We start from the raw sequence: 21,357 nt of genomic DNA on the forward strand, positions 1-21,357 counted from the left end.
ATCAAAGAGAAGCTGTGTTCTGTAAGACAGTCTCTGATCCTGAAGACCCTATTGAGGAGTTCAGCGCCATCGGATCTCCCAGAGTTCATGCGCACCATGGGCGAAAGGATCGTGTCATAGACGAGGTGCCAATCAGCGGTTTTGGCACGCCGTGGTTTGCCCGGTTGAACCTAAGGACGAAGTTTTCGGTCCGTTTGGGGCTTGACTTAGAAGAATTTTTTTTAGAGTTAAGGTGTAAGTTGTTCTGATTATGCCGCCTGCAAGTCCCCGCGACGACATATGAGAAAGCTGCGTTGGAACTGGTCAAGTCTCTGGATGGCGGGGCTGTTACTGGCCGCCTGCTCGCTTTTCGAGCCGGAAAAAAAGACGCGTTTTGATTACGGGGGCGATCCTCTGCCCGGTACCGAGAACCTGTACAATCTACGTTTATCTCCGGACGGCGAATGGGTGGCGCTGATCCGGGCCTATACGCCGGAACGGCTCGATCCGCCCAATCAACTCTGGCTGGTCCATCGCGATGGTCAGCAGATGCGTTTTCTGGGACCCAGCATCGGTAGTGCCGACTGGTCGCCGGATGGTAAACGGCTCGCATTGACTTACGAGCCAGGGCTTTGCTGTGATGTTCATGTGGTGACGCTGGATCTGGAAAGTGGCCAGGTGGTGGTCTGGACGGGAGCCGATACGTTGCTGCTGTCGCATCCGACCGCCTCGTTTCCGCACTGGTTCCAGGACGGCCAACGACTGCTGGTTTCTGTTATCGGAAAGGCATACGGCCAGCTTTACGAGACAGGCATCTACGTCTTAAACCTCGTACACCGACAGGTGGAAGGCCCCCTGGTTAAGTCGATGGTAGGGGCTCAATTAGGCGGGCGGGATCGTTTTGCGGTGGGGATTATGCCGCAGCCGCAGGGGAGGGTTTACCGGGAGAACGCCGTGCGATATGAATTTGCCACAGGCGCGTTGACGGTGTTGACGGATTTTGGTCCGGAGGAAGCTTTTCGGTTTGAAGCGACGCCCAGCCCGGTGGAAGACCTGATCGTGCTGGAGCGGCGCGTGGAGGGTGTGCCACAGCTTTTTCTGATGGACGGAAAGGGGCGCATCCTGCGACAATTGACCGAGCGGGGCGGCCACAACCCGCGCTGGAGCTATGATGGGCGGGCCGTGTTGTTTTTGCGGGATGTGGAGGCGGGTCCGGGGGCCCGGAATGTGCCCTTCGTGTACTGGTTGGACGAGGACCGTGAGGAGCCGCTCTGGCCGATGTTGCCGGACTCGGTGCCGGCGTTTCCTGCGCTGGACACGTTGCTTGCCCAGTGCATGCTCTGTGGAAAACTCCCGTAAAAGCAAAACAGAAGATGTCATGTACCGAGGCTACAACCTGGGGCAGGCCATGACTTTAACGCTTCTGATGATTATTGGCCTGCAAGAAGGGCGAGCGCAGATCATTCCCAACGACCCTCTATTTCCCCAACAACGGCCATATCTCTCAGAGATTCACCGAATCGATCAGGCCTGGCAAATCAGCCGTGGTAGTAGTTCGACGCGAATAGGCATTTACTCGTTTGTTGGGTTGCGAACCTCGCATGAAGATCTTCAGGGGCGGGTGCTGGCGCCCGTTGGGATAAACGAACACCCGGAGTTGGATGTTGCCACGGAGATGGCGGGGATCATTGGGGCTAACACGAACAATGGCAAAGGCATTGCCGGAATCGACTGGAACACGCGGCTGCAGTTTTACAGTTTGCTACGGCCACCTCGAGCTGACGACCTCTTGGACGGACGCTTTACCATACGCTTGCCCGGTGGAGCAAATGCCACCTATTATCTGGATCTGCGCAAGGCCAGTGAAATGTTGGAGCAGGGCAGAAACAACGGGGTGCATATTCATCTGTTCAGCTTCGGACTTCCCAGCGGTAAAGCGGAAGATTATCCATTACCTGAGCCTCCTCAGACTTGGGAGTATCTGAATATGCCCAGGCCGATTAAACTGGAAGACATTGGGAAAAAAATACTTGAAGCTGCTAAGAAAGTTTTGCAGTCTTATTGTAGCGATGCGGAACCTTTTTCTTGGATTCTGGGGAGTTGCTACAGCCCGCCGGATCCTTTTAAGCTCTTTCGGGAGAGCATCGGGCGAGCCGTGCAGGCGGGTGGGATTGTCATTGCTCCCGCTGGAGATTTAGAAGATGAGAACCTGTTGCCTACGGAGTTTCAGCCAGGACAGTTTGAAAAATACGCTGTCACGGTGGGAGGTGTAACTCGCGATCCCATCAGAAGAGTAGTACCCTGGGCATATACTCGGCCAGCCAATTATGTGGATGTAGCTGCATTTGCTGGTCCAGTGATCGGGCCTTCAGGACAAGGGGATCAGATATACAATTTTTCCTTCACCAGTACGGCAGCAGCTGCTTCAATTGCGGCTGGAGTTTCGGCTCTTATCAAAGCGGTGCGGCCGGAGCTTTCCGGAGAAGATGTGGAACAGATCCTTCGTCGCACAGCAAATGGTTATAACCAGCCTGTTCCCAACGAACACATGGGATATGGTGTAATTGATGCGCGAGCAGCGCTGGAGTTTGTAGTGAACAACGATATTCAACGAATCAAAAAACGGGTGGATCGTGTGATTACAAATGCGCCGATGCCACCAGGTGGTCAAGAATGGATTTATCTAAAGGATTTTCCCTTACAATATTTTCCGCGTTCTTATTGTCCCTATGCATTTTATGCCTACGGCAAACGATATGAGTTTACTGCGCGGGTAGAGTTTCCTCGTCCTTTTGAGGCGTCTCCTCAGGTGTGGGTAAGATGGGCGGATAGTGATGGCGTCGATACAAGATTTAAACTTGCTGATGGTGGAGTTCCTCCTTTTGCGGAATATATAGCAACCTATGATCCGTTCTGGAAGGATTTGACTGTAATTTCTGTAGATAGAAACGGATTTGTAATTAAAGGGAGATACTGGTATGTGCGCTTCTATGATGCACTGGGACGTGAATGTACAGTGACCAATTATATTCCTAAACGACCAGAGCAATTTCAGATCGCTTACACAGCAGTAGGCCGCTTGAGCTCAGTATCTCCACCGCCGGCTCCGGCAAACCTGCGTATTACGAATCGAGGGGCCGTTGGCGCCATGCCACGTCTGGAATGGAACGCTAGCCCAGGAGCCGAGGGCTACTACCTTTACCGTCGCTGTGCCAATAACTGGACATGCCAGAATTTCCAACGTATAGCTACGACCACTGGCACCTCATGGATAGATTCGGGAGTTATTCAAGGCACTTATCAGGATTATTATACCTATCAGGTAACCGCCTATAATGTAGCTGGTGAGTCAGCTCCGTCAAACCAGGTGTCTACTTATGGTGCACCGTTTACCCCCTATTCACTGGAGGCGCTCTCTGATTCGCTACAGCTGGTACGATGGGTACCAGAAACTTTTGCCCTGCGTGTAATAGGACCAAATCCTTTTTCAACCACAGCTATCTTGGAGTTAGATTTGCCGGAGGCGACGCAAGTACAACTGATAATATTTGATGTCTTGGGGCGAGAGATCGTGCGCCCGATAGATCAGTTTTATGAGGCTGGACGCCATCGGATACGCGTATGGGGGGAGAACTGGCCGCCTGGTATGTACTTGTATCGTTTGGAAGCTGGAAACTGGGTACACACCGGTACCCTTGTGCGACGTTAGGTAGCCCTGGCGTAAACAGGCTGGTTACAGCTCAAAAAATTTCGCGGGGTATGGGCTTTCGCGCAATCCAGTTTGGCGGCTTTCAGCGAAAAGGCGGGCATGACCAGCTCCTGTAGGCGTTCGATAGAAATCAGGCGGGCGGGTCCCGGTGCCTGCGTAAGGACGCACGAGACCATGCACCTTCTGGTTTAAAATAGCCAACCAGAAAGCGCAGTTTCCCGAAAGTGTGGGCTATCCTGGCTCTATGCGTAACAGTCGGGCGCTGACGCCTCACCGCTCGCGCCAGTTGATCTCGGGCTCGGGTCTGTTTTCGAGAATGGCTTCGATGCGCTCCATGACCTCGGGCGTCAGGCGCCGGGCCACCTCCAGCGCCTGCATGTTCTGGTGCACCTGCTCGGGCCGCGAGGCGCCCGTGATGACCGTGCTCACATTCGGATTCTTCAGGCACCAGGCGATGGCCAGTTGCGCCATCGTGCAGCCCAGCTCTTCGGCGATCGGCATGAGCCGGCGCACCTTTTCGATCTGGCGCCGCCCCTCTTCGCTTTCCAGCCGTTTGCGCAGCCACTCGTAGCCCGGCAGGCTCATGCGGCTCCCCTCGGGAATGCCCTCGTTGTACTTGCCCGTCAGGATGCCGCTGGCCAGCGGGCTCCAGGTGGTCAGCCCCAGCCCATAGTCGCGGTAAAGCGGCGCGTACTCGCGCTCGACGCGCACGCGGTGAAACATGTTGTACTGGGGCTGCTCCATAGTGGGCGGAATCAGGTGCTCGCGGCGGGCAAACTCGTAGGCGTAGCGGATCTGCTCGGCGCTCCATTCGCTCGTGCCCCAGTAGAAGGCCCAGCCCTGATCCAGCACGTAGTTCATGGCCCAGACGGTCTCCTCGATGGGCGTCTCCGGATCGGGCCGGTGGCAGAAGATCAGGTCCACGTAGTCGAGCTGGAGCCGCTCCAGCGCCGCCTTTGTACCCTCGATGATGTGCTTGCGCGACAGGCCCACGTCGTTCGGCCCCTTGCCGCCCCAGAAGATCTTCGTGGAAATGACCAGGTCCGAGCGCTTCCAGCCGGAGCGCTTCAGAATGTTGCCCATCATGATCTCGGCCTTGCCGCCGGCATAAGCCTCGGCGTTGTCGAAGAAGTTCACGCCGGCTTCGTAGGCGGCGTGCATACACTCCTCGGCCAGTCCCTCATCGATCTGATCGCCAAACGTCACCCAGGCGCCAAAAGATAGCGCCGACACTTTCAGCCCGGAGCGTCCCAGATGCCGGTATTCCATCGTCCTGATCCTCGGGTTAGTGAACAGAAACAAACCCGTCGATCAGTTTGCAACGGCGCGGCCGTTTATGCAACCCCGTCGGCGGTCGTCGGGGCATTCGTAACGGCAAGTTCAAGAAGCGTGCGAAGCGTTTGCAGCAGGCGCCGGCGGATGGGTTGCGCTTCGCGGTAGAACTGCTCCTGCAATGCGCGGTAGCGGCGGCGTCCCTCGGGCGTCTCGATGGGGATGGGCTCCAGACCGTAGGCCCGCAGGTCGTAGGGGCTGGCCTGCATGTCGAGCGTGCGGATGCGGCAGGCCAGCAGAAAGGCGTCTGCGATCAGATCGCTACCCACCCAGGGGTAAAACTTGTAGGCCCAGCGGTAGAGGTCCATGTTGGCGTGCAGGCAGCCGGGCTGCTCCAGCTCGTGGATGGTGTCGCGGGTGGGCTGAAAGCGGTTGAGCGGACGCGCCGCTTCGGTGAAGAAGCGAAAGGCGTCGAAGTGCGTGCAGGTGATGGGGTGCGATTCGACAAAGGCGGCCAGCGCGTCCGGGTCCATGCGCAGGGGTACGTGTGCGTGGCGCGGACGCTCGGTGCGGTAGACCATGGCCCACTCGTGCATGCCGCAGCAGCCCAGATGGGGCCGACGGGCGGCCGTTCGCTCCAGCAACGTCACCACCCAGCGCAGCGACGGAATGCGGTGCGCCGGAAAACGGCCGGGATCGACGGTGACGCCCTTCGGCGTCTCGACAAAGTCCGGGTCCTCCAGCCACCGGCGGGCCTCGGCGCCCTGCACGGCCACGCCCAGACCCGGACGCCACCGCAGCAGCCGGCTCGGCCGGAACGTGTAGTACTCGAACAGGAAGTCCATCACCGGCTGCTTAGCGCCCCGGCGCCGGGCGGCCAGGTACGGATCGAGCACCGGACGCAGCCGCGCCTCGTGCGCCGCCGCCCGCGCACGGGCTTCCGCTTCGGTCAGCACGGTATGGATAGGCGGTCCGGCCATGGGCAAGCGTTCGGTTGCATACCAGCGCGCGCCACGCCGTCGTTTAAAAAACCGAACCCGCTTCGGATCCCGGCGTTGCCTTTTGCAGGACGTTCCTGTTCACAAAGAAACCGTTGCGCTCATGAAACGCGTGTTCCGAGCCCTTTTGCTTTCGGCGCTGGCTACCGGCGCCTTTGCGTGGGTGCTTTCGCGCCTGCACCCGCGTCCGAAGCCGGCCGCCGTCCGGCCCGGCGAGGTCGATGCCGACAAGCTCTCGCCCGAAGCTCAGGAACGGCTGCTGGAAGAACTGGACCGCTTGCTGTAGGGCCCAGACCGTCGTACTTTTGTACGAAACGATTCGTACCTTTCTCTCCGGCGGCGTAACCGCCGCGCGATGCGCTTCGTAAAGGAGCTTCGATCAAACCAGACCACCAACCGCCATGAACCTGCTACGACGCCTTTCGGCCGGCCTGTTGCTTCTGCTCTGCACGATGCCGGCCTTTGCCCAGACCGAGGAGGCGACGGACATCCCCGTCGAGATCCCCTACGAAAAGTTCGTGCTCGACAACGGGCTGACGCTCATCGTCAGCCCGGACCACAAGGCGCCCATTGTGGCCGTCAACATCTGGTACCATGTCGGCTCGAAAAACGAAAAACCGGGGCGCACGGGCTTTGCCCACCTGTTCGAGCACCTGATGTTCAACGGCTCGGAGCATTTCAATGACGACTGGTTCCAGGCGCTCGAGCGCGTGGGGGCCACCGACCTGAACGGCACCACGAACCGGGACCGCACGAACTACTTCCAGACGGTGCCCGTCAACGCGCTCGATCTGGTGCTCTGGCTCGAGTCGGACCGCATGGGCCATCTGCTGGGCGCCATCGACCAGGCCAAGCTCGACGAGCAGCGCGGCGTGGTCCAGAACGAAAAGCGTCAGGGCGAAAACCAGCCCTACGGCAAGGTTTTCAACATTATCGCTGAGCACACCTATCCCGAAGGACATCCCTACTCGTGGCCGGTGATCGGCTACATGGAGGATCTGGACGCGGCCACGCTGGAGGACGTGCACGAGTGGTTCAAGACCTACTACGGCCCCAACAACGCCACCATCGTCATTGCGGGCGACATCGACCCGCAGACGGCCCTGGAGAAGGTGAAAAAGTACTTCGGATCGATCCCACCGGGGCCGCCGCTGGCCAAACCCAAAGCCTGGGTGGCCAAGCGCACGGGCGAGCAGCGCATGACGATGGAAGACCGCGTCCCGCAGGCGCGGCTCTATAAGGTCTGGAACGTGCCGGAGTGGGGCCATCCGGAGCGGGATTACCTGGACCTGGCCGCCGACGTGCTCGCCAGCGGCAAGACCTCGCGCCTCTACCGCCGGCTCGTCTACACGGACCAGATCGCCACGGACGTCAATGCGTTCGTCTACACCGGCGAGATCGGCAGCCAGTTCATGATCATCGCCACGGCCAGGCCCGGCGTGCCGCTGGAGAAGGTGGAGCAGGCCGTCGATGAAGAGCTGGCGCGCTTCCTGCAGGAAGGACCCACCGCCGACGAGCTGGAGCGGGTGAAGGCCGATTTCATCGCCGGCTTTATCCGGGGCGTGGAGCGCATCGGCGGCTTCGGCGGCAAGAGCGACATCCTGGCGCAGTACGAGGTCTATGGCGGCGATCCCGGTCTTTACAAGGTGACGCTCCGGCGCATGCAGCAGGCCACGCCCGCGCAGGTGCTGGAGGCCGCCCGCAAGTGGCTCAGCGACGGCGTCTTCGTGCTGGAGGTGCACCCCTATCCGAAACTCCAGGCCAGCGGCGAAGACGTAGACCGTTCGCAGCTTCCGCCGGTGGGCACGCCGCCCGAAGTGTCCTTCCCCGAGGTGCAGCAGGCCACGCTGTCGAACGGCCTGAAGGTGCTGCTCGTCGAGCGTCACGCCGTGCCGGTGGTCAACTTCCAGCTCATCCTGGACGCCGGCTATGCGGCCGACCAGTTCGCGCGACCGGGCACGGCCACGCTCGCCATGAACATGCTCGACGAAGGCACCACCAGCCGTACCGCCCTGGAGATCAGCGACGAGCTGGACCGCCTGGGCGCCCGGCTGAGCACCGGCTCGGACCTGGACGTCTCGACCGTCTACTTCTCGGCGCTTCGGGATAAGCTGGACCCGTCGCTGGAGCTGTTTGCCGACGTCGTGCTGCACCCGGCCTTCCCGGAGGCCGACTTTCAGCGGCTCAAGCAGCAGCAGCTCGTGGCCATCCAGCGCGAGCAGGTCTCGCCCGTACAGATGGCGCTCCGCGTCTTCCCGCGCCTGCTCTACGGCGAAAACCACGCCTATGGCCTTCCGCTCACGGGCTCGGGCACTCCGGAATCCGTGCAGCAGATCACCCGCGACGACCTGGTGCGCTTCCACCAGACCTGGTTCAAGCCGAACCACGCCACGCTCGTCGTCGTGGGCGACATCACGATGGACGAGCTGCTTCCGAAGCTGGAGCGCCTCCTCGCCGAATGGAATCCCGGCGACGTTCCGCAGAAAAATATCCAGGACGTGCCGCAGAAGGATCGCTCGGTGGTGTACCTGATCGACCGGCCCGGGTCGGAGCAGTCGATCATCTTCGCCGGGCACGTGGCGCCGCCCGAGGCCAATCCGCGTGAGCTGGCCATCAAGGCCATGAACACCGTGCTGGGTGGCGCTTTCACCTCGCGCATCAACATGAACCTCCGCGAGGACAAGCACTGGTCCTACGGCGCCCGGAGCATGCTGATGAGCGCACGAGGGCCGCGGCCGTTCATCGTCTACGCCCCGGTGCAGACCGACAAGACGGCCCCGGCCATGCTCGAAATCAAGAAAGAGCTGGACGGTATCGTCAACGGCCAGAAGCCCGTCACGCCCGAGGAGCTGGACAAGGTGCAGCGTAACCTGACGCTCCGCCTCCCCGGTCGCTGGGAGACGGCCAACGCGATCCTCGACGACCTGAGCTACGTGGTGCAGTTCGGCTGGCCGCTCGACTACTGGCGGACCTATCCGGACGCCGTGCGGGCGCTCACGCTCGAGGACGTCAACGCGGCCGCCCGTGAGGTGCTGCACCCGGACCGGCTCGTCTGGGTGGTGGTGGGCGACCGCAGCCGCATCGAAGACGAGATCCGCCAGCTCGAGCTCGGGCCCGTGTACCTGATCGACACCGAGGGCAACCTGCTGGCCTCGCTTTCCGAATAACACCCACCGGGTGCCCGTCCGGAAGTCGGGCGGGCACCCGGACCCCTTCGCGGGGTAAAACAAACAGAATCAAAATTTTCAACAGATTCAGGGTATCGCCATGTCGCTCTGGGCCCGATTCAAACGGTGGATTCGCTCGATCTTCGGCGGGGCCATCTCCGCGCTCGAAGATCCCCGCCTCATTCTGGAGCAGAACATCCGGGAGCTGAACGATCAGATCCCGAAGATGAACGAAAACATCGCCACGGTGAAGGCGAACGTGCTGCTGCTCCAGAAGGAGGTGCGGCGTAACGAGCAGGAGATCGAGCGGCTGGTGGCCCGCATCAAGGCGGCCATTCAGGCCGGCCGCGACGACATCGCGCAGCAGTATGCCATCCAGCTTCAGAAGGCCAAGGAAACGCTGGCGCGCACGAAAGAACAACTGCAATACGCCGAGGCCGCCTACGAGAAGGCGCTCCAGGTGAAGCAGGCCTTCCTTCGTGAAAAGGAACGCAAGATTCAGGAAGCGAAAGAAGCCCTTCGCGCCCACGAGCGGGCCAAATGGCAGGCGAAGGTGGCCGACGCGCTGGAGCAGTTCGAGGTGGGCGGACTGGACCAGACGCACGAGGAGATGGTCCAGCGTCTTCGCGAGGAGACGGCCCGGAGCGAGGCGCGCCTGGAGCTGGCGCTCGACAGCGTCGATGCCGACGCGCTGAAGATCGAAGCCGATGCCGAAGCGCTCCGGGCGGCCGAGCTGGTGCGCCAGTTCAAGCTGGAAATGGGGCTGCTGGAGCCCGAGCAGAAGCCGGCGCTGGAGTCGCCCGCCCGCGAGGCGGAGCAGGAAGCTTCCGAACAGGCCCGCGAACCGGAAGAGACGAAAACCATCGGCCGCCAGCGTACCCGCTGATATGCGCCCGGAAGACTATCAACGACTCAAAGAGGCGGAAAAGGAGCACCTCCGCGCCCTTCGTCGGTTGAAGGAGGCGGTGCGGCTGCTCCGACGTCGCCGGGCCATCGACGAAGCGCTGGCCCGCCTGGAGCGCCAGACCGAGGCGACGCTGGCCGCCCACGACGAGGCGCTGGAACGCCTGGCCCTGGAGACGGCCTACCAGGAAGCACGCCTGGAACTGGCCCTCGAAGGACACGAACCTCCGCCCGACGACGCGCTCGATCCGGAGCGGACCCGCCGTCGGGCGCAGGAATTGCTCCGCCAGCTCCGGGACGAATCCGAAACCTCCGCCGCGGCCGATTCGTCCACCCCGGCTGAAGCGCGCACCGAAAAAACACTGGGACGGCTTCGTCCTCCCGGATCGTGATGGAAACCACGGGCATGAACGACCGACCGATCAACTACACGCGCGAAGCCTTTCTGCATCCCTGGAACCTCACGTTCCTGATCGCCGCGCTGGTGACCGCCCTGGGCATCAGCTTCACCGACAGCCCCGACTGGCTCTTCGACGCCGTGCTGCTTTTTACGACCGCCCTGGAGCTGCTCTACCTGGGCATCATGCCCCGCCAGGAACGGTTTCGTCGGGCGGTGCGTGCCCGGCGCGCGGCCGAACATGCCCGTCCGCCCTCGCAGAAGGAACTGTTTCAGTTGCTGAGCCGCAGCAGTCAGCGCCGCTACGTCCGGCTCCGCAACCTGGAAAAACAGATCCGCGCCAATTATCAGAAGCTCAGCTACGCCTCGCAGGGCCTGCTCGAAAGCCACCTGCAGAAGATCGACGAGCTGCTTCGCTCCTACCTGAACCTGCTCTATCAGAAGGAACGCTACGAGTTCTACCTGGCGCAGACCTCCGAGGACGAGCTGGTCGAGGCGTTGCAGGCGCTGCAGGAAGACATGGCCGACGATGCGCCGCGCGTGCGGGCCATCAAAGAGCGCCGCCGGCGCATCCTGGAGCAGCGACTTGCCCGCATCAAGAAGGTGCGGGAAAACCTGGAAATCATCGAAGCGCAGCTCGACACGATCGACGACGTGATCCGCTACATCCACGAACAGTCGCTTACGCTCCGCAATCCCGAGGAGATCACCTTCCAGCTCGATACGCTGCTCAGCGAGGTGGAGGAAACGGAAGCGGCCGTGGCCGAGATCGAGGACGTGTTCGCCTCGCCGTCGGCGCTGCTGGGCGAACTCTCGGCCGAACTGGAGCCGCCCCGTATGGAATCGGAGGCGACGGAGCCTTCCGAAAAGACCCCGCCCGAAGCGGTTCGCCGTCAGCGTCAGCGTTCCTGAAACCGACCATGTACCGTCTGCTCCTGCTTGCGCTGCTGAGTGGCTGCTCGATGTGGGCGCCCGTCCTGGAAGAGCCGCCGACGATCTGGGTGGCCCGTGAATTCACCGGTGGTCGCCAGTGCAGCGACGAAACCTACACGCCCCCGGACACCCGGGAGCTGCTGGCCGCGGCCGGCGTGCGCGTCTACGATGTGTGGGTGGAGCATCTGGCGGTCATCGCCGTATGCGGTGCGCCGTCCTACGCGGCCGTTCACTATGCCCGCATCGCCGAGGCCGATCTGGAACGCGCCCGGCAACTCGGGTTTGAAAAGAGCGACCCGCCGAACAAAACCCCGCAGACCGAATGAGTACCGAAACGACCGCGCTGCAGACCGTCCGCTACGAAGTGGACAGCGACGGTTTCGCGCTGATCACGATCAACCGTCCCGATAAACACAACGCCCTCAACCATCAGGTTCTGACCGAGCTGGACCGGTGCATCCGCCAGGCCCGGCAGGACGAGGCGGTCAAGGGCGTGATCATCACGGGCGCCGGTGAGAAGAGCTTCTGTGCCGGGGCCGACATTCAGCAGTTCAGGGAACTGGATCCTTTCAGCGGCCACCGCTTCGCGCTCTACGGGCAGGCCGTCTTCAATCGGATCGAGGAAATGCCCAAGCCGGTCATCGCTGCCGTCAACGGCTATGCACTGGGCGGCGGGTGCGAACTGGCCATCGCCTGTCATCTCCGCGTGGCGGCCGACCACGCCGTGTTCGGCCAGCCGGAGGTGAGCCTGGGGCTGATTCCGGGCTACGGCGGCACGCAGCGGTTGCCGCGCCTGATCGGCCGCGGCCTGGCCGCCGAGCTGATCCTGACCGGCGAGCGCATCAGCGCCCGCTGGGCCTTCGAGATCGGGCTGGTCAATCGCGTGGTGCCCATCGAGCATCTACTGGACACAGCCCGCGAGCTGTTGCAGAAGATCACCTCGAAGGCACCGGTGGCGGTGGCGCTGGCCCTCGAAGCGTTGCGCCAGAGCGACCTTCCGCTCCGGCAGGGCCTCCGGCTGGAGGCCGCGCTCTTCGGCCAGGCGTGCGGCACGGAGGACTTTCGCGAAGGCGTGGACGCCTTTCTGAACCGGCGTAAACCTGTCTTCAAAGGGCGCTGATGACCGTCCTGTTGCTGATCGGAGCCTTCGTGCTGGCCATGCTGGTGGCCGGGGCCGAGGCGGCGCTCGTGGCGGCCAACCGGCTCCGGCTGGAAGTGCTGGCCCGGCAGGGAAGCCGCACAGCCCGCCTGGCACAGGCGCTGCTCGACGCGCCGGCCACGCCGCTGCTGACCATGCTGGCCGGGCTGACGCTCGCACAGGTGCTGCTGGCGATGGGCCTGAGCACCCCGCTGCTGCACGGCCGGGGATTCACCTCGGCGCTGGCGGCCTGGGGCAGTGCGTTGCTGCTGGTGCTGATCGGCGGCCTGTCGTTCTACCTGGGGGGCCTGCTGCTTCCGACCGCCGTCGCCCGTGAGCAGGCCAACCGCCTGGTGCAACCGGGCGCCGTGTTGCTCCGCGTGGCCGCCTACCTGCTGTGGCCGCTGGTGCGCCCGGCCCGCGCCGTCTCCGAGCGTCTGGCGCGGCGGCTCTCGGTCGAAGCCGACACGGTGGCCACCTTCATGCAGCAGGAACTGGCCTGGCAGGTGCAGGAAGTCGAGGCCGAAACCGCCCCGGCCCGCGACCTCGACGAAACGGAAAGCCGCCTGCTGGCCAACGCGCTGGCCTTCGAGAAACTCCGCGTGCGCGACTGCATGGTGCCCCGCACCGACATCGTGGCCGTCGAGGAGCATACCGACCTGGAAACGCTCCGCCAGCGCTTCATCGAAAGCGGCTACTCCCGCCTTCCCGTCTACCGGGAGCACATCGATCAGATCATCGGCGTGGTTTTCGCCTACGATCTGTTCCGCCAACCTAGCTCGCTGGCCGAGATGATCCGGCCCGTACGCTTCGTTCCCGAGTCAAAGCCCGTCCACGCCCTGTTGAAAGAATTTCTCCAGACGAACACCTCCATCGCCATCGTCATCGACGAATACGGCGGGACGGCCGGCCTCGTCACGCAGGAAGATCTGCTCGAAGAACTCATCGGCGACATCCAGGACGAGTTCGACGTGGACGAGGACGAAGAATACCTGCTCCGCCGCCTCGACGAGCGCACCTGGCTGGTCAGCGGCCGCGTGGACATCGACGAACTCCGCGAGGCCGGCCTGGACCTTCCCGAAGGCGACTACGACACGGTGGCCGGCTATCTGCTGGAAAAGCTGGGCACGATCCCGAAGCCGCAGGAAGAATTCGAACTGGACGGCTACCGCTTCACCATTCTGAAGGCCTCGCAGAACCGGATCGAACTGGTCCGTATCACGCGCCTGTAACGCCGCGCGTCCATCGGCTACTTACAGACGGCGCCGGATGGTACCGGCGCCTGTATCTCTGAAACCCAAAACAAAAAAGCCGATGGAACGCCGCGAAGCAATTCGACAGACCGTTCAGCAAAAGTTCGGTTTCGTCCCGCAGCTTTTCGAGGAGTTGCTCCGTACGAATCCGGCCGTCGCCGAAGCCTACCTGCAGGCCGGTGCGGCGTTGCAGCGGGGGGTGCTCAGCCCGCTGGAGCAGCAGATCGTGCAACTCACCGTGGCCGCCTGGAACGCCTGTCATTACTGCACGGCGGCGCACGGCACCGCCGCGCTCGGCATGGGGCTGGCGCCCGAAGCCGTGGACGCTATTCTGGAAGGGCGGCTTCCGGAAGACGAGCGGCTGGCGCTGCTCGTGGAGACGACCCGGACGGTGCTGGAGCGTCGCGGCTGGCTCTCCGAAGACGCGTTGCAGGAGCTGGAGGCACGCGGCCTCGACCGCGCCGCGCTCTACGAGATCATCGCGCTCATCGGCGTCAAGACGATTACGAACTACATCAACCACCTGGCGCATACGCCGGTGGATGAAGTCTTCCGGCCCGTCACCGAGCGCACGGCCTACCGGCGCCTGGTGGAAAGCACAACGGTTTGAAGGCAATCTCGATCACCAACCTTGGAGGACGCGATCAATCCTTCCCGATCAAACGAATCCTGCTGGCCGGCGTGGTCGGCACACTGCTTTTTGACCTGTTCGGCCTGATGGCCTCGGCCATGATGGGCAATCCCACCTGGTGGGACATTCCGGCGCTGCTGGCCGGCAAGCTCGGCCTACCGCTCTTTTTCGGCGTGCTGGCGCACTACCTGAACGGCGTCGTGCTGGCCGTGATCTATGCGGCCGTGGCACCCTTCCTCTGGGGCTCGAAGTGGGTGCGGGCGTTCACGTACATCACCGCCGAGACCGTGCTGGGCGTGTGGCTGTTCATGGCGCCGCTCCTGGGGATGGGCATCGCGGGCGTGAACGGACCCATGGGCGCCATGTTTGCCATTGTGTCGCTCGTGCGCCACTGGGTCTATGCCATTGCGCTGGCCGTGTTCATCCCGGTTCCGGCGGCCGCGCCGAGCACGAACGCCACCGCCTCGGCGACCGCTTGAGCAATCCCGGCAGTTTGCCGACAGAAAAAGCCCGGCCTTTTACAAGGCCGGGCTTTCGTGTGTTCTTTGATGCAGAACCCAATTACCGCGCTCAAAGTGTCCGCAGCCGCACACGCAGCGGACAGTAGCGCTCCTGCCAGCAGCGATAGACGTACTCCCACGGCACGGCCGGCACCCGAAATCGCCCTTCAAAATGCAACTTCTCGTTCGGATACCGACTCCAGGCCGAATCCCAGCTCACCGGCGAAACCACCAGCTCAAAGCGCCCCTCATAAAACACCAGCAGAAACGGCTCGGTCTGCACCGTGTCGATCCGATCAAAACGCACCCAGCTCCGCAACGAATCCTCCCGCGCAATCCAGTAGTTCGTCAAACGTACATCCCCTTCGACTTCTCCAAAGCTACCCATTAAGCCCAGCGACTTCTCTGATTCCGTCCCGTGGGCAACGAGTTCTCGCATATAAGGATGCGAGTTGAAAAGGTAGTAGATCGTGTCTGTCCGCGGTGGTCTTTCCCAGATGTGAAGCCGCAGCTTGGCTTCGTAGAAAGGCAGCTCCGGTGTGGGATCGCGCACAATAAAGGACAGTAGAAGGTAAGCGGGTGGAAGGGTTCCAGGGCCGAAAGCCTCCGGCGGCCGCAGTTCTATTTTACCGAGCGTCGAGTCCGGCCGCCAGGGCTGACCGTTGAGCGTAATCTCGGCGTAGGCCTCCACCTCCAACAGCGCCTCACGCCGCTCCTCCTTTGCCCCCAGCAACCCACAACCCACCAGCGCCAGCAAGCCCAACCAGTAGCACCGCATCGCGCCCTCCAGCTTTCAGTTCCGGTTTTCCTGCTCCGAACCGACAGGACCGGGGCCAAGTCTGACCCCGGCCCCGCGGCTTACCGAATCCGCATCAGCGTCTTGCTAAGCGTCCGATCCCCAACCCGAAGCACCACCACGTAGCGTCCCGCTGGCCACTCGTCTGTCATCAGCACCTCCCGATGCCAGCCCGCCTCCATGCGACCCGGCCGCCGACGCACCACCGCCCGACCCAGCACGTCGTAAACCATAAGCTCCACCTCCGACGCCTCCGGCAACCCGAACCGCACCACCACCCGATCCCCCGCCGGGTTCGGATACAACCCCTCAAGCTCCGGCTCCGCCGGCAATCGCTCCGCCGACAACCGCTCCTGCACCACCTGCAGCGTATCACCACCCACCGCCTGCGCACAGAAAATCTCTTCTCCACAGCTCGAATCCAGCACGTACACCTCCCGCAACACGGTGTACGCCTGCCCCGCGCTGCTCTGCACCGTTAGCTGAATGTAGTTCGATCCCGGCGCCAGATAGGTCGTGAACGTCGCCCCAGTGCCCAGCACCGGCCCACAGGTGAAGGGATCGGCACACTTGCGCCACTGGTAGCTCAGCGTGCCCCGCCCGCCGCAGGGCTGCGCCGTGAACGTGTAGCTGCCCTCGTAGGGGAAGTTGTCCGACGTGTAGAAAAACGTGGCCCGCAGTTCGTTCGGATCCCGGAAGTCGGCCACCATGTCGGCCGTCTCCCGCAACACGCGCGCATTGTTCCGATCCGACCGACCCGTAAAGACACCGTAGTACATCACCTCGGGATTTGAAAAGTGCTTGATACGCACATACGGCCAGGGCGTGTAGGCCATGACCGTGGCATTGTAGGTGTACTCCTGAAAACACCGGCGGCCATAGGGCGGATCATTGATGCACCGAATAACCGGGGCCACAAACCGGTGCCCCCGCGCATAGGGGATGCCCTGCGGATCGATCGGATCGTCCGGGTGATGCTGCGCCCCCTGGATGTGCCCGATCTCGTGCGCCAGCGTGTAGCGGCCACCACTGGCATAGCCCACCTTCACGATCGCGTAGGCCTTCTGGTTCACCTCGCTCACATTGACAATCGCCTCACCCGAGCTTCCGTGTGGAATGGCACCGGCCACGCCGAACGTGCTTGTCCAATCTCCGGTGCCTTCATTATTGTCGATCAGCAGCACCACCACGTCCGCCTGATACTGGTCCCGCAACGCTCGCGCTTGCGCATCGCCTGCTAATCGCTCAACGTCATCTTCAGGAATACTTTGAACTGTAAAACTAAACGACCGTTTGTGGACGAGGCGGAGTTCGAGGTTGTTGATCTGGCTGTTGCGATAGGCCTGGTTCGCGTCGTTCAGGGCCGCATAAATGATCCCGTCAATGTCCCGACCCTGCGCCGCCGCCGGCGTGTACAGCACCAGCACCCGCACCACCTCCGGACTACAACGACTCTGCACCACCGCACCTGCAGCCGCCGCTTCCTCCTGCGCGCAGCTTCCCATCGAGGTCGCCTGTGTCTCATGCTCTACGGCTTTCTCGGGCTGTACCGACTCCGCCGCATCGTTCAACCCCGCCTCGCCAGGGCCACCACCGTCATGGTACGGACTCGTCGGCCGCTCCTTCGGATACTTCGACGGGTCGATCGTCACCAGTGCGTGCAGCCCACCACCCAGCGGCCGCACCCAGTACTCCGCATCGCCCAGCAGCACTTGGCCCGTCACCGCACCCGTCCGCAACACCACCAAAGACACCTCGCCCACCGCCTCCGACGTGTCCATACCCACGTAAATCCGCCCGTTCCAGGCCACCGCCTCCTCCGAAAGCACCGAAAGCTCCCCGCGCCGCACCGTCAACGTGCCAAGTCCTTTGCCCCGGCCCGGCACCAGCCGCCCCGCCGCGTTCACCGCCAGCTCGAATGAACGATAGCGCCAGAGTTGCGCCGGAAGCCGCACCACCTGAAGCTGCGTCACCATCGGGAGGCGTTGCAATACCTGGTGGCGTTGTTGTGCCTGCGGCCCGAGCGCCTGCAGCGAAGCCGCCACTTCTTCAAAGAGCGGCACCGGTTGGGCCTGCAGCGTCGTGCTCAGCGCCAGCCAGAGCCCCAGTAGGAGCATGGGGGGGGGTAAGACGTGTCGCTTGCATGGCGTCCTCCGTTTTCGGTTGGTGAAAGGATTCCGGTCAACCGAGAACGGCCGGTGACGGAAAAGCCACCACGTCGCCGTGGACGTTGAGAAAGAAATAACATCCGGGAGCTACTGTCAAGGGCAAAAAAAGCGTCTCCGTTCGGGAAAGCATAGTCTTTTTGGATGAAGCCTGTCAGGCAAAAGACCGGCCGGGGTTCGTGACCGGCGATTTCGAGAGGTGCGTTCTAAAAGACGTGTCTGCCGAAGGCATAGCAGCGCGGCCGGAGGGCATACGTTGAAACGCCGCTCCGGCCGCGCCTCGTGTCTGATGACGCGCGCGCATCGGTTCCCAGAACGTTTGTGGTCTGGTCACCTGACGATCTTGAGCGCACTTCAACCCACAGATTGCGCATTCATCCCCGCGCTTCCAGAGGTGGCACCGGGCGTTCGGGCGGCCCCACGTAGCGGCTCAGCGGCCGGATGATCCGGTTGTCGGCCAGCTGCTCCATCACGTGTGCCGACCAGCCCGTGATGCGGCTCATCACGAAAATCGGCGTGTAGGTCTCGATGTCGAAGCCCATCATGTAGTAGGCCGGACCGGTCGGGTAGTCCAGGTTCGGGTAGATGCCCTTCTGCTGCACGACGACTTCCTGGATGGCGTCGTAGATGGCCATGAGGTTCTGGAAGCCCAGGCGCTCGGCCAGCCGGCGCGTGTAACGCTCCATGATGGGCACGCGCGAATCGCCGTAGCGGTAGACGCGGTGCCCGAAGCCCATGATCTTCTGCTTGCGGGCCAGGGCCTCTTCCACCCACCGACGGGCTTCCTCCGGCGAGCGGAAGGGTTTGAGCATACGCATGACCTCTTCGTTCGCCCCGCCGTGCAGCGGCCCTTTAAGTGCGCCGATGGCACCCGTGATCGCGCTGTAGTAGTCCGAAAGCGTCGAGGTGATCACGCGGGCCGTGAAGGTGGAGGCGTTGAAACTGTGCTCCGCATACAGAATCAGCGACACGTCGAAGGCCTTGACCACCTCGGCGTCGGGCACCTCGCCGAAGTACATGTGGAAGAAGTTCTCGGCGAAGGTCAGGTCCTCGCGCGGCGGGATGAAGTCCAGGCCGTGCCGGCGCCGGCGGTCGGCCGCCACGATGGTGGGCAGTCTGGCCATCAGCCCGATGGCTTTGCGGCGGATCGTGTCGATGTCGGCGCCAGTGGCCTCCGGATCGTTCGCGCCGAGCAGGCTGACGGCCGTGCGGAGCACGTCCATGGGGGCGGCGTCTGTCCGGATCAGCTCCAGCAGGCGATGGACGGTTTCATCCAGTGCGCGCTGGCTTCGCTCCTCCTGCTCGAAGGCTTCGAGCTGTGCCCGCGTGGGCAGCTCGCCGTAGAGCAGTAGGTAGGCCACCTCCTCGAAGCGGCATTTTTCGGCCAACTCGTGCACCGGATAGCCCCGGTAATAGAGCGCGCGCTTCTCGGGAATGACGTTCGAAATGGCCGATTCGTCGGCAATGACGCCGGCCAGTCCTTTTTTTACTTCGGTCGTCTCGGCCATGGGTATGCGATCTATTGGTTTTCGGATGACGAGGTTGTCTCCTCCAGGCGGAAGTTGTACACGTTTTGGTCGAAGACCGTGTAGCGCTCGTATTGAAGCAGTTCATAGAGTTCTTTGCGCGTCTGCATGCGGTCGAGCAGGGCTTCCTGGGTGCCCGCCTCCAGCAGGTGGCGAAAGCCTTCCTCGACGGCCTTCATGGCCAGACGGAGTCCGGTGACGGGATAGATCACCAGGTTGTAACCCAGCGCTTCGAGGCGCTCGGCCGAAAGCAGCGGCGACTTGCCGAACTCCGTCATGTTCGCCAGCAGCGGCACGTCGGGCAGCGCCTTCCGGAAAGCGGCGAACTCTTCTTCGGACTGAAGTGCTTCGGGGAAGATCATGTCGGCGCCGGCCGCCACATAGGCGCGAGCGCGTTCGATGGCCGCCTCCAGGCCCTCGACGCCCCGGGCGTCGGTGCGGGCGATGATCAGGAAGTTCGGGTCGCGGCGGGCCTGCACGGCCGCCCGCACTTTGCGCTCCATTTCCTCGACGGGCACGAGCGCCTTGTGGTCCAGGTGGCCGCAGCGTTTGGGATTGACCTGATCTTCCAGATGGCAGCCGGCCAGTCCCATCTCTTCCAGCTCCTGCACGGTGCGGGCCACGTTCAGCACCTCGCCAAAGCCCGTGTCGATGTCCACGATGGCCGGCAGGCTGGTGACGCGGGCGATCTGGCGGCTTCGCCAGGCTACCTCGGTGAGCGTGGTCAGGCCGACGTCGGGCAGTCCCAGATCGGCCGACAGGACGGCACCCGAAATGTAGACGCCGTCGAAGCCCAGTCGCTCGATCAGCATGGCGACCAGCGGCGAAAAAGCGCCCGGGAATCGCAACAGGCGGCCGCTCCGAAGTGCTTCGCGCAGCGCCCGGCGCTTCGCTTCCGGAGGCGTCGTGGCAAACAGCATGGTGGCTTCTCGATCCGTTGCACGTGTCGTTAAGCTAAACGAATCGCCGGAGAAATGCTTCCTGGCGACCGATTGTAAAGGGCAAACTTTTCTGGAAAAGCGCTTTTTTGAAGCGTGGTGAGCGAAAAGCAGGCGTCTGGGCCAGCGCAGTCTGCAGGGCGAAGACGATCAGGAAAAGGCCCGGGCGTAGCCGTCGAAGATGCACCATGACGCAAGGGTTGAACTGGTGATGCCTCGGTGACCGGTGCGCAGCTCCCTGAGGAATGGTCTACGGAAAAGCGTCGGAAAACGCCGTTTTTCAGCCCATTTGGAAAAGTGCCGGTTCTTCCTTATCAAGAAAGATCTCTTCCACGAAACGGGAGCCTCTGATGAAAACGCTGCGGCTGGACGGGTTGCTGAAGATCGTGGTTGCGCTGGCGATCGCCTCGCTGGGGGCCTCGGTTTTTGTGTTGCTGGATCCATGGAACTGGATCGGCGCCACCGCGGAGCGGGTGGGGATCAGCCAGGCCCTTTCGACGGCGCTGGCGTTGCTGCTGGGGACCATCGCGATCATCGTGGCGGTCACGGTGGAGCGCACCGAGTACCGGGCGCAGGAAGCGTTGCGGTCCGATGTGGTCGAACTGGCCGCCACGCTGCACAGCGTGCTGACGAAGACGGCCGCCTGGTACGCCCGGCGCGGCCAGACCGGTACCCCGCCTCCCGCGCCCGACTTCGAGGCCGAGCGCCACGCGATCGGACGGTTCCTGTGCAGCCCGACGGGATTCGCGTTTCTCTGTCGGGCCGCCGAAAAAAGCGCCGAGGCCGGTCGGCGCAACGCGCCGGAGGTGTGGCGCGGTTTCAGCCTGGTACTGGCCGATCTGCAGATGCTGCAGGGCGCAGCGCTGGCACGCTTCGTCTATGAGGCACGCGACGCCTTCTTCGAGATGGTGGACCTGATCGGTCACCTCTCGGCGCACGACCTGCGCCAGATCCGCCGCTTTCTGGAAGATTTCGAGCACGCCATGCCGTTTTACCGGCAGGCGATGGCCGAGTCGGTGCTGGTCCGCGCGTTCCGAAACCTGCACTGAGGG

At 62.6% G+C, this 21,357-nt stretch carries 19 protein-coding genes; 13 read left to right on the forward strand and 6 right to left on the reverse strand.

The genetic code is table 11. The annotated features are described in order from the left end of the window. Nucleotides 1-279: 279 nt before the first annotated feature. Nucleotides 280-1,338 (forward strand): TolB family protein, encoded by a 1,059-nt coding sequence (locus GYH26_RS00425; RefSeq protein WP_161540034.1) that lies wholly within the window; start codon nt 280-282, stop codon nt 1,336-1,338. A gap of 19 nt (nt 1,339-1,357) precedes the next feature. Beyond that, nucleotides 1,358-3,688, forward strand: a complete 2,331-nt coding sequence (locus tag GYH26_RS00430) for a S8 family serine peptidase (RefSeq protein ID WP_161540035.1) — start codon at nt 1,358-1,360, stop codon at nt 3,686-3,688. A gap of 270 nt (nt 3,689-3,958) precedes the next feature. Here the strand turns inward: GYH26_RS00430 and GYH26_RS00435 are convergent, their stop codons facing one another. Both GYH26_RS00435 and GYH26_RS00440 read right to left on the reverse strand, forming a co-directional pair. Next, nucleotides 3,959-4,957, reverse strand: a complete 999-nt coding sequence (locus GYH26_RS00435; RefSeq protein WP_161540036.1) for a potassium channel beta subunit family protein — start codon at nt 4,955-4,957, stop codon at nt 3,959-3,961. Between the two features lie 65 nt (nt 4,958-5,022). Continuing rightward, the gene (locus tag GYH26_RS00440) at nt 5,023-5,940 is read right to left on the reverse strand and encodes a 3-methyladenine DNA glycosylase (RefSeq protein ID WP_161540037.1); all 918 of its coding nucleotides are present in this window, start codon (nt 5,938-5,940) and stop codon (nt 5,023-5,025) included. Between the two features lie 121 nt (nt 5,941-6,061). Between GYH26_RS00440 and GYH26_RS00445 the strand changes: the two genes are divergently transcribed. The 10 genes from GYH26_RS00445 to GYH26_RS00490 all read left to right on the forward strand — a co-directional run bounded on the left by GYH26_RS00445 (nt 6,062) and on the right by GYH26_RS00490 (nt 14,859). Then, nucleotides 6,062-6,244: a hypothetical protein gene (locus tag GYH26_RS00445; protein WP_161540038.1), complete on the forward strand. Its 183-nt coding sequence runs from the start codon at nt 6,062-6,064 to the stop codon at nt 6,242-6,244. Between the two features lie 115 nt (nt 6,245-6,359). Then, nucleotides 6,360-9,125 (forward strand): M16 family metallopeptidase, encoded by a 2,766-nt coding sequence (locus GYH26_RS00450; protein WP_161540039.1) that lies wholly within the window; start codon nt 6,360-6,362, stop codon nt 9,123-9,125. A gap of 100 nt (nt 9,126-9,225) precedes the next feature. Further along, nucleotides 9,226-10,011, forward strand: a complete 786-nt coding sequence (locus GYH26_RS00455) for a PspA/IM30 family protein (protein WP_161540040.1) — start codon at nt 9,226-9,228, stop codon at nt 10,009-10,011. Between the two features lies 1 nt (nt 10,012). After that, nucleotides 10,013-10,420: a hypothetical protein gene (locus GYH26_RS00460; RefSeq protein ID WP_161540041.1), complete on the forward strand. Its 408-nt coding sequence runs from the start codon at nt 10,013-10,015 to the stop codon at nt 10,418-10,420. Next, the gene (locus GYH26_RS00465; RefSeq protein ID WP_012842613.1) at nt 10,420-11,337 is read left to right on the forward strand and encodes a hypothetical protein; all 918 of its coding nucleotides are present in this window, start codon (nt 10,420-10,422) and stop codon (nt 11,335-11,337) included. Before GYH26_RS00460 ends, GYH26_RS00465 begins: the two co-directional genes overlap by 1 nt. 8 nt (nt 11,338-11,345) lie before the next feature. Then, the gene (locus tag GYH26_RS00470) at nt 11,346-11,684 is read left to right on the forward strand and encodes a hypothetical protein (RefSeq protein ID WP_012842614.1); all 339 of its coding nucleotides are present in this window, start codon (nt 11,346-11,348) and stop codon (nt 11,682-11,684) included. Continuing rightward, nucleotides 11,681-12,478, forward strand: coding sequence for an enoyl-CoA hydratase/isomerase family protein (locus GYH26_RS00475; RefSeq protein WP_161540042.1), 798 nt, complete (start codon nt 11,681-11,683; stop codon nt 12,476-12,478). The genes GYH26_RS00470 and GYH26_RS00475 overlap by 4 nt, the downstream gene beginning before the upstream one ends. Then, nucleotides 12,478-13,728, forward strand: coding sequence for a hemolysin family protein (locus tag GYH26_RS00480; protein ID WP_161540043.1), 1,251 nt, complete (start codon nt 12,478-12,480; stop codon nt 13,726-13,728). The genes GYH26_RS00475 and GYH26_RS00480 overlap by 1 nt, the downstream gene beginning before the upstream one ends. A gap of 82 nt (nt 13,729-13,810) precedes the next feature. Then, on the forward strand, nt 13,811-14,359 hold the full coding sequence (locus tag GYH26_RS00485) for a carboxymuconolactone decarboxylase family protein (RefSeq protein WP_161540044.1): 549 nt from the start codon (nt 13,811-13,813) through the stop codon (nt 14,357-14,359). Next, complete coding sequence (locus tag GYH26_RS00490) at nt 14,356-14,859, forward strand: hypothetical protein (protein ID WP_242006503.1); 504 nt, start codon at nt 14,356-14,358, stop codon at nt 14,857-14,859. Before GYH26_RS00485 ends, GYH26_RS00490 begins: the two co-directional genes overlap by 4 nt. Before the next feature lie 91 nt (nt 14,860-14,950). On the opposite strand, the gene GYH26_RS00495 is transcribed toward GYH26_RS00490, so the two are convergent. The 4 genes from GYH26_RS00495 to prpB form a co-directional block, all read right to left on the reverse strand. Beyond that, nucleotides 14,951-15,658 (reverse strand): hypothetical protein, encoded by a 708-nt coding sequence (locus GYH26_RS00495; RefSeq protein ID WP_161540045.1) that lies wholly within the window; start codon nt 15,656-15,658, stop codon nt 14,951-14,953. Nucleotides 15,659-15,738: 80 nt separating this feature from the next. Further along, the gene (locus GYH26_RS00500) at nt 15,739-17,793 is read right to left on the reverse strand and encodes a zinc-dependent metalloprotease (protein WP_161540046.1); all 2,055 of its coding nucleotides are present in this window, start codon (nt 17,791-17,793) and stop codon (nt 15,739-15,741) included. A 422-nt stretch (nt 17,794-18,215) separates the two neighbouring features. Then, nucleotides 18,216-19,349, reverse strand: a complete 1,134-nt coding sequence (locus GYH26_RS00505) for a bifunctional 2-methylcitrate synthase/citrate synthase (RefSeq protein ID WP_012842621.1) — start codon at nt 19,347-19,349, stop codon at nt 18,216-18,218. Nucleotides 19,350-19,360: 11 nt separating this feature from the next. Beyond that, nucleotides 19,361-20,287 (reverse strand): methylisocitrate lyase, encoded by a 927-nt coding sequence (gene prpB / locus GYH26_RS00510; RefSeq protein ID WP_161540047.1) that lies wholly within the window; start codon nt 20,285-20,287, stop codon nt 19,361-19,363. 368 nt (nt 20,288-20,655) lie between these two features. On the opposite strand from prpB, the gene GYH26_RS00515 reads away from it, so the two are divergent. After that, nucleotides 20,656-21,354, forward strand: a complete 699-nt coding sequence (locus GYH26_RS00515) for a hypothetical protein (protein WP_161540048.1) — start codon at nt 20,656-20,658, stop codon at nt 21,352-21,354. Nucleotides 21,355-21,357 lie beyond the last annotated feature (3 nt).

The organism is Rhodothermus marinus (genome assembly GCF_009936275.1).
GTDB classification, from domain to species: domain Bacteria; phylum Bacteroidota; class Rhodothermia; order Rhodothermales; family Rhodothermaceae; genus Rhodothermus; species Rhodothermus marinus_A.

What these genes read in the sequence shown, in the direction of transcription:
- GYH26_RS00425 (WP_161540034.1), top strand. Translation starts at nt 280, where the DNA reads ATGAGAAAGCTGCGTTGGAACTGGTCAAGTCTCTGGATGGCGGGGCTG.
- GYH26_RS00430 (WP_161540035.1), top strand. Translation starts at nt 1,358, where the DNA reads ATGTACCGAGGCTACAACCTGGGGCAGGCCATGACTTTAACGCTTCTG.
- GYH26_RS00435 (WP_161540036.1), bottom strand. Translation starts at nt 4,957, where the DNA reads ATGGAATACCGGCATCTGGGACGCTCCGGGCTGAAAGTGTCGGCGCTA.
- GYH26_RS00440 (WP_161540037.1), bottom strand. Translation starts at nt 5,940, where the DNA reads ATGGCCGGACCGCCTATCCATACCGTGCTGACCGAAGCGGAAGCCCGT.
- GYH26_RS00445 (WP_161540038.1), top strand. Translation starts at nt 6,062, where the DNA reads ATGAAACGCGTGTTCCGAGCCCTTTTGCTTTCGGCGCTGGCTACCGGC.
- GYH26_RS00450 (WP_161540039.1), top strand. Translation starts at nt 6,360, where the DNA reads ATGAACCTGCTACGACGCCTTTCGGCCGGCCTGTTGCTTCTGCTCTGC.
- GYH26_RS00455 (WP_161540040.1), top strand. Translation starts at nt 9,226, where the DNA reads ATGTCGCTCTGGGCCCGATTCAAACGGTGGATTCGCTCGATCTTCGGC.
- GYH26_RS00460 (WP_161540041.1), top strand. Translation starts at nt 10,013, where the DNA reads ATGCGCCCGGAAGACTATCAACGACTCAAAGAGGCGGAAAAGGAGCAC.
- GYH26_RS00465 (WP_012842613.1), top strand. Translation starts at nt 10,420, where the DNA reads ATGGAAACCACGGGCATGAACGACCGACCGATCAACTACACGCGCGAA.
- GYH26_RS00470 (WP_012842614.1), top strand. Translation starts at nt 11,346, where the DNA reads ATGTACCGTCTGCTCCTGCTTGCGCTGCTGAGTGGCTGCTCGATGTGG.
- GYH26_RS00475 (WP_161540042.1), top strand. Translation starts at nt 11,681, where the DNA reads ATGAGTACCGAAACGACCGCGCTGCAGACCGTCCGCTACGAAGTGGAC.
- GYH26_RS00480 (WP_161540043.1), top strand. Translation starts at nt 12,478, where the DNA reads ATGACCGTCCTGTTGCTGATCGGAGCCTTCGTGCTGGCCATGCTGGTG.
- GYH26_RS00485 (WP_161540044.1), top strand. Translation starts at nt 13,811, where the DNA reads ATGGAACGCCGCGAAGCAATTCGACAGACCGTTCAGCAAAAGTTCGGT.
- GYH26_RS00495 (WP_161540045.1), bottom strand. Translation starts at nt 15,658, where the DNA reads ATGCGGTGCTACTGGTTGGGCTTGCTGGCGCTGGTGGGTTGTGGGTTG.
- GYH26_RS00500 (WP_161540046.1), bottom strand. Translation starts at nt 17,793, where the DNA reads ATGCTCCTACTGGGGCTCTGGCTGGCGCTGAGCACGACGCTGCAGGCC.
- GYH26_RS00505 (WP_012842621.1), bottom strand. Translation starts at nt 19,349, where the DNA reads ATGGCCGAGACGACCGAAGTAAAAAAAGGACTGGCCGGCGTCATTGCC.
- prpB (WP_161540047.1), bottom strand. Translation starts at nt 20,287, where the DNA reads ATGCTGTTTGCCACGACGCCTCCGGAAGCGAAGCGCCGGGCGCTGCGC.
- GYH26_RS00515 (WP_161540048.1), top strand. Translation starts at nt 20,656, where the DNA reads ATGAAAACGCTGCGGCTGGACGGGTTGCTGAAGATCGTGGTTGCGCTG.